Origin of the sequence: Solimonas sp. K1W22B-7 (assembly GCF_003428335.1) — a bacterium.
In the GTDB taxonomy this organism is placed as follows: Bacteria; Pseudomonadota; Gammaproteobacteria; order Nevskiales; family Nevskiaceae; genus Solimonas_A.
In genome coordinates this window covers 1,690,980-1,703,467 of the sequence record NZ_CP031704.1, presented here as the reverse complement: position 1 = coordinate 1,703,467, position 12,488 = coordinate 1,690,980, and the positions used below count along the sequence as shown (strand labels likewise).

The window sequence follows — 12,488 nt, the reverse complement described above, 5'->3', positions numbered from 1 at the left end:
AACCCAGCGTAATTGCTGGGTTTTTTCTTTTAGGACGTCCCACTCGATCCCGGGAAATCCCACCGCAGCCCATCGCTTTGGGGTTTTTTGGGGGTACCTGCCCCTTCGCTGGACGCGGATACCCCCGCTCTACAGCACAGCTTCAGTAATGCCGGGGCGCCAACCCATCGGCCGCACGGGCCGCGCAATCAATCATCCCCGGGAAAGTCCCGGCGTCTTTGATCGTCGTGCGATTCAGGAACGGCGGTCTTCCGGCAGCGTGAATACCGGCAGCGTCAGCCCGAACACGATCGCAGCGATGCGCATCACCGCCACCAGTGCCATGCCGGCACCGGCGGCGATCGGCCCTTGGACACCGAAGTGCAGCAACAGGACCATCAGCGCGCAGCCGGAGATCGCGGCGGTGGCGTAGATGCTGCCCTTTTGCAGGATCACGGGAATCTCGTTGCAGAGGACGTCTCTCAGCAAGCCGCCGAAGGCGCCGGTGATCGTCCCCATGACCACCGAGATCAGACCGGGCTTGCCCAGTGCGATTGAAATCTGCGCCCCCAGGATGCTGAAGAGCGCCAGGCCCAGCGCGTCGGCAAGCAGCAGAAGCTTCTCGGGTGGCCGGGCGAAGCGCACGTAGGGTACGGTCAGCAATGCCGCAAGCAGCGCCACCACCAGGAATTGCGGTTTCTCGATCCAGAACACCGGGCGGTCGAGCAGCAGATCGCGCAGGGTCCCGCCACCGGTCGCCGTGACCCAGGCGATGACCACCACACCCAGCAGGTCGAGCGACTTTCGGCCAGCCGCGAGCGCGCCAGACACCGCAAAAAAGGCCACGCCCGCCAGTTCTATCCAGGGCAGGATCATGCGTGGGTCCGCGCCGGGGAGTTCCGGTCAAAAGAACAGCAAGAGCAAGAATGAAGTGCCATGTGGAGCAAAGTATAAGGCTGCATTTCACAACGAATGAGTCGCGCCTCGGGAATCGCTTGCCCGCGCAGGCTATCCCCAGCGCCGCACCGCATGGACGGCCAGGCCGGCCAGCGAGGTTTCCTTGTAGCGTGCCTGCATGTCGCGCCCGGTCTCCAGCATCGTGCGCATGACCTCGTCCAGGGAGACGCGATGGCTGCCGCGCTCCTGCATTGCCATGCGGCAGGCGTTGACTGCTTTCACCGCGCCGATGGCATTGCGCTCGATGCAGGGAATCTGCACCAGGCCGCGCACCGGGTCGCAGGTCATGCCGAGGTGGTGTTCCATGCCGATCTCGGCGGCATGTTCGATCTCGTCGTTGCTGGCGCCCAGCGCCGCGGCCAGGCCCGCGGCGGCCATCGAGCAGGCCACGCCGACCTCACCCTGGCAGCCGACCTCGGCGCCGGAAATGGAGGCGTTCTCCAGGTACAGCACGCCGATCGCGCCCGCCACCAGCAGGAAGCGACGGATGGTCTCCGGTGAAGCGCCCGGCATGAAACGCTCGTAGTAGCGCAGCACGGCGGGCAACACTCCGGAAGCGCCGTTGGTCGGTGCAGTGACGACCCGGCCTCCGCAGGCATTCTCCTCGTTGACCGCCATGGCATAGGCATTGAGCCAGTCCATCGAGCTCATGGGGTCGATACCGGCCCCGGGGGTGCTCAGCCGCGCGTGCAGGCGGCCGGCCCGGCGCCTGACGCCCAGGCCGCCGGGCAGCGTGCCCTCGGCCTGAAGTCCCCGGTCGATGCAGGCCGACATCGCGGCCCAGATTTCCGCCAGCCTGCGGTCCAGTTCCTCGCGCCCATGCAGGGTACATTCGTTCTGCTCGACCAGTTGCCAGAGAGCAAGCCCGGCGCTGGCGGCCCGCTCCAGCATCTGTGCCGCGTCGGCATAGGGATGCGGCATGGCGCGGTCGGGATCGTCGCTGCCCACCTCGTCGCCACGCTCGATGAAGCCTCCACCCACCGAGAAGTAGACCTGCATGTGCAGTGGCTGGCCGGCAGCGTCGAAGGCGGTGAAGCGCAGGCCATTGGAATGACGCGCCAGCGTTTCGGCCGGACGCCAGAGCAGGTGTTTCTCGTCGACGAAGATCACTGCATGCGACCCAAGCAGGGACAGCGATTGCCGTGTCCGGATGTCCTCCAGCAGCTTCGGCACCTCGGCCGGATAGACCTGGCGCGGATCATGGCCGGCGAGCCCCAGCTTGATGGCCCAGTCGGTGCCATGGCCGATGCCGGTCGCAGCCAGGGAACCGAAAATCTCGACCTGCAGGCACGCAACCTGGCCCAGCACCGAGCGCCCGGCCAACTCTTCGGCAAAGGCCCGCGCGGCGCGCATCGGTCCGACCGTGTGCGAGCTGGAGGGGCCGATTCCGATCTTGAAAAGGTCGAGGATGCTGGTCTGCATGGGTTCAGTAACGGATTGCCGGTCGCGCGTTCACTGCCGACGTCCTTGGCAGCACCTCAGACTAGCGCCATGCAAGCGGGAAATGGTTCCCGATTTGCGCCAATCCAGACGAAAATCGAAAAGATCTTGCGGCCAAGACGCAGATGCAGGAACGACTTCCCTACCCCTTTTCAGGAGACACGCATCTGCCGGCTACCCGTCCAGATCCGGCGCTGACGCAGCCCTTGGCGAAAGGCGCGTGGTATAGACCGGCTGGCTCATGGAGATCGAACTGTTGATCTCCTGCACGCCATCGATCTGCGACAGCCTCTGCCAGACGAAGTGCTCGTACTCCTCGATATCCGACACCAGGATCTTCAGCAGGAAATCGACGTGGCCCATCAGCGTGTGGCACTCGATCACCTGCGGATAGACGCTCACCGCTTCGATGAACTTGGGCAGCACGTCGCGACCGTGCCGCGCCATCTTGATGTAGGCAAAGACCATGACGCCCAGGCCGATCTTGCGATGATCGAGCACCGCGACACGCGAGCGGATGATGCCCGCGTCGCTCAGCCGCTGGATGCGCCGCCACACCACGGTCTTGGAGGAGGCGACCCGTTCGGCGATCTCGCCGATCGGCGTGGTCACGTCGCTCTGGAGAATATCCAGAATGCGCACATCCAGGGCATCCATTTTCAGGGACATCGTTCCCATCCTTTCCCACCATGCGTGGAATGAATTACCCATAATCGTCTCATGGAAAGCAACTAAAGGACAAAATTCCGGTTTAAGAGCCATAAAATGTTCCCAGTCAGTCGCAACCCGCGCGGTGGAGGGAATCATGTTCAGCAGCAGCGGATATGACGCTCATGAGAGCGTCACCTTTTTCTCGGACGCCGCCAGCGGCTTGCGCGGCGTCGTGGCCATCCACTCCACCCGGCTGGGCCCCGCCTTCGGTGGCTGCCGCGCCTGGTTCTACGACAACGACGAGGCCGCCTTGCAGGATGCCCTGCGCCTGTCGCGCGGCATGAGCTACAAGAACGCCGTCGCCGGCCTGCCCCTGGGCGGCGGCAAGGCCGTGATCATCCGCAAGCCCGGCGAGACCGTCACCCCGGCCCAGTTCGAGGCCTTCGGCCGCATCGTGGAGCAGCTTGGCGGGCGCTACATCACCGCCGAGGACGTCGGCGTCAGCATGTCGGACATGATCCACGTCGCGCGCAGCACGGCCCATGTCGGTGGGCTCCCGCAGGCCGGCCAGGCCGCCGGCGGTGACCCCTCGCCCAAGACCGCCTATGGCGTGTACTGCGGCATCCTGGCGGCCATCCAGGCGCGCCTGTCCACGCGCAGCTTCTCGGGCCTCAAGATCGCGGTGCAGGGCCTGGGCAGCGTCGGGCGCAATCTCTGCGAGCGCCTGCATGCAGCCGGAGCGGAACTGGTGGTGGCTGACATCAACGCCGCCGCCTGCGAGGCGGCGCAGCAGCGCTTCGGCGCCCGCGTGGTGCCGGTCGGGGAAATCCTGTTCCAGGCGGTCGACGTGGTCGCGCCCTGCGCGCTGGGCGGCATCCTCAACGCCCAGACCATTCCGAGGATCCGGGCTCCGATCATCGCGGGCGGTGCCAACAACCAGCTGGCGACCGCGGAGGATGGCCAGCGCCTCCACGACCGCCACGTCCTCTACGCGCCGGACTACGTCATCAACGCCGGCGGCATCATCTGCGCCGCCGCGGAGTACCTGCGCACCGGCAGCGAGGACCAGGTCTGGGCCCGGGTCGCCCGCATCGAGCAGACACTTGCCGGAGTCTTCCTGGAGTCCGTCTCCACCGACACCCCTCCCCACCTGGTGGCCGATGCCCTGGCGCTGCAGCGCCTTTCCCCGGCACCCCGCGCCTCCAGCCCCGCAAAGGGGCTGGCCGCGTGAACAGCGCCATTCCCACGGCAGCACAGGAAGCTTCCCTGGAACTGCACATCCCGGAACCGCAGGCCCGCCCCGGCGACAGTCCCGACTTCAGCCGCATGGTCATACCGCCGGCTGGCTCGGTCGCCAGGCCCGCTGCGGACGCTGCCGAAAACAGCCTGCGCGAACTGCCCTACCAGCTGATCCGCGTGCTCGACGACGAGGGCGCCGCGGTCGGCCAGTGGAATCCGGAACTCTCGCCGGAGCTGTTGCGCCGCGGACTGCGCGCCATGCTCCTGACCCGGGCCTTCGACGAGCGCATGGTGCGCCTGCAGCGCTCCGGCAAGACCTCCTTCTACATCAAGAGCACCGGCGAAGAAGCGATCGGCGTCGCCCAGGGCATGGCCCTGCGCCGCGATGACATGTGCTTCACCAGCTACCGCCAGCAGGGCCTGCTGATGGCCCGCGAGTGGCCGATGGTCGACCTGATCTGCCAGATCTTCAACAACCGCAAGGACCGCCTCAAGGGCCGCCAGCTGCCGGTGCTGTACTCCTGCCGCGACGCGAGCTACTACTCGATGTCGGGCAACGTCGGCTCGCGCTTTCCCCATGCCGTGGGCTGGGCGATGGCCTCGGCCTACAAGCGCGACTCGCGCATCGCCGCCGCCTGGATCGGCGATGGCACCACGGCCGAGGGCGACTTCCACTACGCCCTGACCTTCGCCTCGGTCTACCACGCCCCGGTGATCCTCAACGTGGTCAACAACCAGTGGGCCATTTCCACTTTCCAGGGCATCGCCGGCGGTGACGAGGCGACCTTCGCCTCGCGCGCCCTGGGCTACGGCCTGCCCGGCCTGCGCGTGGACGGCAACGATTTCCTCGCCGTCTACGCCGCGACGCAGTGGGCTTCGGAGCGCGCACGCCAGAACCTGGGCGCGACCCTGATCGAACTCTACACCTATCGCGCCGCGGCCCATTCCACCAGCGACGATCCTTCCAAGTACCGCCCCGAGGGCGAGGCCGCGGCCTGGCCGCTGGGCGATCCCATCGCGCGGCTGAAGCGGCACCTGGAGCAGCTCGGCGAGTGGACGGACGCACAGCACCAGGCGCTGGTCGCGGAACTCGACGAGGAGGTCCGCGCGGCCGTCAAGGAAGCCGAGAGCCACGGCACCCTGCACCACTCGGAAGAAGACCTGGCAAGCCTGTTCGAAGACGTTTTCGAGGCAGTGCCGCCCCACCTGCAAAGCCAGCTGGACGAGCTGCGGAGCATCGGCGCATGAGCAGCATGAACATGGTGCAGGCGCTGAATTCGGCCATGGACCTGATGCTGACGCGCGATCCGGACGTGCTGGTGTTCGGCGAGGACGTGGGCTACTTCGGCGGTGTGTTCCGCTGTACGGCGGGCCTGCAGGCCAAGCACGGACGCCAGCGCGTATTCGATGCGCCGATCGCCGAGGGCGGCATCGTCGCCACCGCGGTCGGCATGGGCGCCTACGGCCTGCGGCCGGTGGTGGAAATCCAGTTCGCCGACTACATCCTGCCGGCCTTCGACCAGCTGGTGTCCGAGGCCTCGCGCCTGCGCTACCGCTCGGCCGGAGAATTCTGGTCGCCGATCACGGTGCGCTCGCCCTGCGGCGGCGGCATCCACGGCGGGCAGACCCACAGCCAGAGCCCCGAGGCGATCTTCACGCACATCTCCGGCCTCAAGACCGTGATGCCCTCCAACCCCTACGACGCCAAGGGCCTGCTGATCGCCGCGATCGAGGACAACGATCCGGTGATCTTCCTGGAGCCCAAGCGCCTCTACAACGGCCCCTTCGACGGCCACCACGACAAGCCGCTGGTGCCCTGGGCTAACCACCCTGCCGGCGAAGTGCCGGAGGACTACTACCGCATCGAGCTGGGCAAGGCTGCGGTCGTGCGGCCCGGCAAGGCCGTCACCGTGCTGACCTACGGCACCATGGTGCACGTCTGCCTGGCGGCGGTGGAGGAATCCGGGGTGGACGCGGAGGTGATCGACCTGCGCACGCTGTTCCCGATCGACATCGACACCATCGTGGCCTCGGTACAGAAGACCGGCCGCTGCGTCATCGCGCACGAGGCCAGCCGCACCTCCGGCTTCGGCGCCGAACTCGGCCAGCTGGTGCAGGAGCACTGCTTCTATTGCCTGGAGGCGCCGATCCGCCGCGTCACCGGCTGGGACACGCCTTACCCGCACTCGCTGGAGTGGAAGTACTTCCCCGGGCCGCGCCGCGTCGCGCATGCGCTCAAGCGTGTGATGGAGGACTGAGGCGATGGGACATTATCTTTTCAAGCTGCCCGACGTCGGCGAGGGCATCGCCGAATCGGAGATCGCCACCTGGCGCGTGGCAGTCGGCGAGGTCATCAAGGAAGACCAGCCGCTGGCCGACATGCTGACCGAGAAGGCGGCGGTGGAGATTCCCTCCCCGGTCGGCGGCCGTGTCCTGGAGCTGCGCGGCCAGCCCGGCGACAAGATCGCCGTCGGTGCCGTGCTGGTGGTGATCGAAACCGATATCGCCGAAGCCGCGGCTCCCGTCGCTGCCGCCAAGGGCCCTGCCCCGGCATCCGCCGTGGCTGCACCGGCCGCGGCCCCTGCAGCGCCTGCACCTGCACCGCCGCTGGAACAGGCAGCGGGCATCAAGCCCCAGACCTCGCCGGCGGTGCGCAGGCTCGCCCGCGAAACGGGTATTGATCTCGCCAGCGTGCCCGGCAGCGGCCCGCGTGGGCGCATCCTGCGCGAGGACGTGCAGGCCGCGGCTACCCGCAGCAAGGCCCAGTCCCCCGCAGCCGTCGCCAGGCCGGCGGCCACCGACACGGTCGAAGCGATCCGCATCATCGGCATGCGCCGCAAGATCGCCGAGGCGATGCAGCGCTCCAAGCAGCGCATTCCTCACTTCGCCTATGTCGAGGAAGTGGATGTCACCGAACTGGACGCACTGCGCCAGCATCTCAACGACCTGCACGGCAAGACGCGCGGCAAGCTGACGCTGCTGCCCTTCCTGATGCAGTGCCTGATCAGGCTGGCGCCGCGTTTCCCGCAGATCAATGCCACCTACGACGACGAGGCCGGCGTCCTGTACCGCCACTCGGCGCTGCATGTCGGTATCGCCGCGCAGACCCCGCAGGGCCTGGTCGTACCCGTGGTGCACAACGCGCAGACGCTGGACCTCTGGGGCTGCGGCAACGAAATCCGCCGCCTGGCCGAAGCCGCCCGTAGCGGCAAGGCCAGGCGCGAGGAGCTCAGCGGCTCCACCATCACCATCACCAGCCTCGGCCCCATGGGCGGCATCGCCTCCACGCCGGTCATCAATGCTCCGGAAGTCGCCATCATCGGCGTCAACAAGATGGTGCTGCGCCCCATGATCCGGGAAGGCGCGGTCGTGCCCCGGCAGATGATGAACCTGTCCTCGTCCTTCGACCATCGCATCGTCGATGGCTACGACGCGGCGGAATTCATCCAGGCGATCAAGACGATGCTGGAACACCCCGCAACCATTTTCATGGCCTGAAGGCCGGCGGAGGAATCCTGTAAATCACCCGGATGGGCCGGCATGACGCCGCCCCATCTTCTACAACGGATGGATGTTCTGATGAGCACGATGGCCGACCGCGACGGCTTCATGTGGAGCGCCGCATCACGCGCGACGAGGTCTATGTCGCCGACGAGGCCTTCTTCACCGGCACCGCCGCCGAGGTGACCCCGATCCGCGAGGTGGACAACCGCCCGGTCGGCAAGGGTACCCGCGGCCCGATCACCGAGAAGCTGCAGAAGCAGTACCTGCAGCTGGTCAAGGGCGAGAGCAGTGTCTACCCGGAGTGGCTCAGCCACGTCTGAGCCGTTTGCCCGGTACCAGAGCAGAAGCCATTTGCCGCGGATCACGCGGATGAACGCGGATAAATCCGTGTCATCCGCGTGATCCGCGGCAAAGTCCTTTTTAGGCGGCCGGAATGCCGAAGCGCTCGCAGTAGTCACTGAAGTGCCGGCGCACTCCCTCGGCGGTGAGTCCGAAATCCTCCAGCGAGTAGACGTGCTTGCCATGCTTGTTCTGCGGATTCTCCGCGACCAGGCGCGTCATGCGCGCTTCGGCCTGCGCGGTCAGCGGTTCGCCGAAGCGGGAGTAGAGCTTGCGCATGGTGCCGACTGGATCGCGCAGCTGTTCCTCGTACTGGATGTCGTGGATCGAGTCCTGGCCGTGCCTGGCGCGGTAGGCGTTTTGCCGTTCGATCATCAGGTCGAAGGTCTCGAGCAGCGTCTGCCGGATCTCGCCGACGTCCATCCGGTCGCTGTATAGGGGACGCACATGACGCAGCAGGCTGCAGGCGGAGCCGACCACCTCGGCCGGGTCGCGGTGCGTCATCACCAGCTGTGCGTCGGGGTAGACCGCGGTGAGGTCATCGAGAAAGAGCGGATGCCAGGGATTCTTCAGTGTCCAGCGGCCGCCGTTGTGCTCCTGCAGCAGCTGCAGCAACTGCTTGTGGAAGTCGAAGGCATGACGGTAGCCGGTCTGATGGAAGAGCCACGCCCTGTAGCCCGGAATGTTCAGGATCGAATCGAACATCTCCGCGCAGAACGACAGCTGCATCGCGTACTGGCATTCCGTCGGACTGTCCGCTTCCTCGAAGTGCGCCGCGGCAATCTGCGGTGCAATCTGCAGCATGGCGTTGAGCATTTGCCGCTGGGCTCCGCAGCGCAGGTCGGTGGACAATTCACCTTTCTTCGCCGGCGGCACGGGGCTGAGCGCCTCCCAGCGGAGCAGGCAGCGGCGCATGGGATCGGCGCTCAGCAGGTTGATCGTGAGAGTGGTGCCGGTACGCGGCAGGCCAAAGACGAACATCGGCTTCTCGACCGGGCGCTGCAGCAGTTCGGGCTTCTTCTTCAGGTAGTCGACGATGCGCAGGCGGTTGACCAGGATTCCGGTCAGGGTCTCGCCCCAGCGCATGCTGCCGGCGGGCGACAGCCGCGCCTTTTTACTGGACGCCTTGACCAGGATCTCCAGGCCTTCCAGTGCCTTGGGATCGCCGAGGTCGGAAAGCCCGGTGGCCTTGCGCGCTTTCTCGATGAGGTCTGCGGTGTTCATGCTTCGGTGCTCCGGAATCCCGTTCGCCCGCCGGCTGGCGGACGGATGATGATGAAAAGGCTCATGCCTGCCGCTGCATGTCCACGACGATCCTGCGCATGGCGCCGCCCACGGCCTGCACCAGCCATTTGCGCGGCAGGCGGCGCAGGACGCGGAAGGTCCAGCGGTTGAGTGGGCCGGGCACCACGCTGGGGCCCTTGCCCAGGTGATCCAGGCCGGTCTGCGCAACCGCCGGCGCCGACATGCCCCGGATCTTCCGGGCGCCGACGTTGCGGCTTGCGAGCAGCGGCGTGTCGGTGGCATTGGGGACCAGCACCAGCACGTCCACGCCGCTGCCCCGGAGTTCGCCCCACAGCGCCTCGCCGAAGGACAGCACGAAGGCCTTGCTGGCGGAGTAGCAGGCCGAGTAGGGGCTGCCCGAGTAGCCCTCGGTAGAGCCCACCAGCAGCAGCCCACCACGGCCGCGCGCCTTGAATGCCGGAAGAAACGCATGGGCCAGCAGCAGGTTCGCCCGGTCGTTCACGTCGAGCGTGCGCAGCAGCGCCTCGCGCGGCAGGTCCAGGAAAGCCCCGGCCGGGTTGTGCGCCGCGTTGCCGATCACCAGGCCAACCTCGCGGCCCGCGCAGGCTTCCGCAAGGCGCTCGATGAAGGCCGGGTCCGCCAGGTCCAGCGCCAGCCAGCCGCACTCGACGCCATGGCGCTGCTGCACGGCCGCGGCGACGCGGCGCAGTTCGTCCTCACGCCGCGCCACCAGCAATGGACGCACGCCCCGCGCAGCCAGCGCATGGGCAAAGGCTTCGCCGATGCCGGATGACGCGCCGGTCACCACCGCCCATTCACCGTAGCGCTGGCGGAACGACGCGATCACTGCGGGCCGGCCAGCAGGGCGTCCACCGCGGCGATCTCCGATCGCAGCCACATCGTCTCGCTCAGGTTGGTGCCGCCGGATTCCTTCAGCAGCCGCTGCAGGGCAGCTTTTTTCACCGCCAGGGCGTCGGCCTGCGCCGGCTCCGCGCCCAGGGCGACGTCCAGCAGGTGCAGCGCCTCCAGCGGCCGTCCTTCGTCCAGCTTCTGCCGGGCACGGGCGGCGAGCGCCCCCGCACCGCCGGCAAGCTGCGCCAGGTCCGCGTCGATACTCGAGCGCGGCACGCCGTAGAGCGAAGTGCTGGAGTCGTAGTGGAACCAGCCCGAATGCTCTTCCCAGATGCTGCGCACGGCCCAGGCGAGCTTGCCGTGATACTCGCCGATGCGCAGTTCCTCCGGCAGGCGGATCTCCCGCATCAGCGTGTGCACGTCCTTGCCGTCATTCATGCCGGCGATGGTCGCGTCCCTCACGAAGGACACCGCGGCATGCATCCGGTCCAGGCCGGCACGGATCGTCGCCGCGCCGCGGACCGGCTCGCCATGCCCGGTGATCAGCAGCTCCGCGCCCAGGTCGCGCACGGCTTCCAGCGAGCGCAGGTAGCGCTGCACCAGGCGCGGCTTGTCTCCGCGCACGGTGGTGAGATTGGGCATCGACAGGAACACCGGCCCGAACAGGTTGCCGGTGAAGACGATGCGCTCGTCCGGCATCCACACGCTGATCGAGTCCAGGGTTTCACCGCCGGGCGTGGCGATCAGCTCGAAGCGCCGCCCCCCGAGCTCGAAGGCATGGCGCCCCTCGACCGTGATGTCCGGCACCACCTCGGGTGGCGGCGGCGGATTGCCCTTGCGCGGGAGGGTCGAGGCCCACAGCTTGCGCGACCGTCGCGCCAGGTAGGGGCCCAGGTCGTGAAAGTAACGCCAGGTCTCGACGAAGCCTGCCCCCGCGATGACCTGGGTCTGCGCCTCGCGCAGCAGCGGCACGCCGCCGTAGTGGTCCGGATGCGCCTGCGTGAGGATGATCCTGCGCAACGGCCCGCTGGCGACCTTTGCAAACAGCGTCCTGTTGCGCTCGGCGTTGTCCATGAAGCCGGCATTGATCAGCAGGTCGCCGTCGCCGGTCCTCACCAGGTAGGCGTTGGAGATGTCCTTCACCCTGTAGATGAAGTCGGTAATCGCCTCCGCCTCCACCTGGCCGGCTCCCGCGGTCACCAGGGACGCGAGCGCGGGCTTCCCGTCGCCGGTCGTGGCGCTCATGCGGAAGCCCCGTCTTCGAAGTCGATCATGACCTTGGCCGAGGCCGGTGTCGCGGCGACGCCGAAGGCCTCGATCACCCGGGCAAAGGGGAAACGGTGGCTGATCAGCGGGGTGGCCCTTTCCCGCAGGCGCGGCAGCGCGGCAACCACCTCGGGCATCTCCGTGGGATAGCCGACGGCCGTGGTGATGCTCATCTCGGTGGTGAGCATCGCACCCAGGTCCAGCGGCACAGGCTTCATGTAGGCGGCGGTGACGACCATGCGCGACTGGTACCTGGCCATCCGCACCACGTCGGAGAGGATGTTCGGCGCACCCGCGGCGTCGATGAAGGCGTCCGTACCGACCGCTTCGCGGCTGAAGACGCGCGCGGAGCCATGCAGCTCCAGCAACCGCGCGCGCAGGTCCTCGCGCGTGGGATCGAACGCAGCCCTTGCGCCCAGCGCCCGCGCGCGCTCCAGGCGCTCCGGCGACAGGTCCAGCGCAACCACGTCGGTGATGCCACGATCGACCAGCCACAGGATCATGCCCAGGCCGATCGGCCCGCAGCCGAATACCACGACCTTGTCGCCCGGCTTCACCTGCGCCCGGTTGACGCCGTGCAGTGCCACCGCCAGCGGCTCGGTGAGTGCGGCGACCTCGTAGGGCAGGTCGTCCGGAATCGGCAGCAGGCTGTCGCCCAGGCGCGCATCGCGAACCAGCAGGTCCTCGGTGAAGGCGCCCTCGGGCCCGCCGCTGCCGATGTAGCTCGGCGTCATCATCGGGTTGATCACCACGCGCTGGCCGACGCGGACACCCCTGACGTCGGTGCCGACCGCCACGACCTCGCCGGCGGCCTCGTGGCCGATCGGCGTCACGCCATCCGGCTTGCGGTGAATGCCGCCGACCTTGATGTAGCTCAGGTCGCTGCCGCAGATGCCGCAGGCTTTCACCTTCACCACGACGTCGGCCTTGCCCGGGCGCGGCGCAGCAATGGGGTCCAGGCGGATGTCGTCGACACCGTGAATGTTGAGTACACGTCCCATGAGGATTTCCTGAGC

11 protein-coding genes and 1 pseudogene are annotated in these 12,488 nt (G+C 67.4%); 5 read left to right on the top strand and 7 right to left on the bottom strand.

Going from position 1 to position 12,488, the window contains the following annotated elements:
• Positions 1-234 precede the first annotated feature (234 nt).
• The 3 genes from D0B54_RS07800 to D0B54_RS07790 all read right to left on the bottom strand — a co-directional run bounded on the left by D0B54_RS07800 (position 235) and on the right by D0B54_RS07790 (position 3,045).
• Positions 235-855: a trimeric intracellular cation channel family protein gene (locus tag D0B54_RS07800; RefSeq protein ID WP_117290782.1), complete on the bottom strand. Its 621-nt coding sequence runs from the start codon at positions 853-855 to the stop codon at positions 235-237.
• A gap of 132 nt (positions 856-987) precedes the next feature.
• The gene (locus tag D0B54_RS07795) at positions 988-2,358 is read right to left on the bottom strand and encodes an L-serine ammonia-lyase (RefSeq protein ID WP_117290781.1); all 1,371 of its coding nucleotides are present in this window, start codon (positions 2,356-2,358) and stop codon (positions 988-990) included.
• A 192-nt stretch (positions 2,359-2,550) separates the two neighbouring features.
• A complete protein-coding gene (locus D0B54_RS07790) occupies positions 2,551-3,045 on the bottom strand; it encodes an Lrp/AsnC family transcriptional regulator (protein ID WP_117290780.1) in 495 nt (164 codons plus the stop codon).
• A 136-nt stretch (positions 3,046-3,181) separates the two neighbouring features.
• On the opposite strand from D0B54_RS07790, the gene D0B54_RS07785 reads away from it, so the two are divergent.
• From D0B54_RS07785 to D0B54_RS07765, 5 genes and pseudogenes are all read left to right on the top strand, one after another.
• On the top strand, positions 3,182-4,258 hold the full coding sequence (locus D0B54_RS07785; RefSeq protein ID WP_117290779.1) for a Leu/Phe/Val dehydrogenase: 1,077 nt from the start codon (positions 3,182-3,184) through the stop codon (positions 4,256-4,258).
• Positions 4,255-5,514, top strand: coding sequence for a thiamine pyrophosphate-dependent enzyme (locus tag D0B54_RS07780; RefSeq protein ID WP_240433569.1), 1,260 nt, complete (start codon positions 4,255-4,257; stop codon positions 5,512-5,514). The genes D0B54_RS07785 and D0B54_RS07780 overlap by 4 nt, the downstream gene beginning before the upstream one ends.
• Complete coding sequence (locus D0B54_RS07775; RefSeq protein WP_205527303.1) at positions 5,511-6,524, top strand: alpha-ketoacid dehydrogenase subunit beta; 1,014 nt, start codon at positions 5,511-5,513, stop codon at positions 6,522-6,524. Before D0B54_RS07780 ends, D0B54_RS07775 begins: the two co-directional genes overlap by 4 nt.
• A 4-nt stretch (positions 6,525-6,528) precedes the next feature.
• Positions 6,529-7,764 carry a dihydrolipoamide acetyltransferase family protein gene (locus D0B54_RS07770; protein WP_117290778.1) on the top strand — a complete coding sequence of 412 codons (1,236 nt, stop codon included), beginning with the start codon at positions 6,529-6,531 and terminating at the stop codon, positions 7,762-7,764.
• Between the two features lie 113 nt (positions 7,765-7,877).
• Positions 7,878-8,090 (top strand): annotated as a pseudogene (locus D0B54_RS07765) (branched chain amino acid aminotransferase); the annotation flags it as partial.
• Between the two features lie 100 nt (positions 8,091-8,190).
• On the opposite strand, the gene D0B54_RS07760 reads toward D0B54_RS07765, so the two are convergent.
• The 4 genes from D0B54_RS07760 to D0B54_RS07745 form a co-directional block, all read right to left on the bottom strand.
• Complete coding sequence (locus D0B54_RS07760; RefSeq protein WP_117290777.1) at positions 8,191-9,333, bottom strand: sulfotransferase family protein; 1,143 nt, start codon at positions 9,331-9,333, stop codon at positions 8,191-8,193.
• A gap of 61 nt (positions 9,334-9,394) precedes the next feature.
• A complete protein-coding gene (locus D0B54_RS07755; RefSeq protein WP_162932291.1) occupies positions 9,395-10,201 on the bottom strand; it encodes an SDR family NAD(P)-dependent oxidoreductase in 807 nt (268 codons plus the stop codon).
• On the bottom strand, positions 10,198-11,451 hold the full coding sequence (locus D0B54_RS07750) for an MBL fold metallo-hydrolase (RefSeq protein ID WP_117290773.1): 1,254 nt from the start codon (positions 11,449-11,451) through the stop codon (positions 10,198-10,200). Before D0B54_RS07750 ends, D0B54_RS07755 begins: the two co-directional genes overlap by 4 nt.
• On the bottom strand, positions 11,448-12,473 hold the full coding sequence (locus D0B54_RS07745; protein WP_117290771.1) for a zinc-dependent alcohol dehydrogenase: 1,026 nt from the start codon (positions 12,471-12,473) through the stop codon (positions 11,448-11,450). The genes D0B54_RS07750 and D0B54_RS07745 overlap by 4 nt, the downstream gene beginning before the upstream one ends.
• Positions 12,474-12,488: the final 15 nt, after the last annotated feature.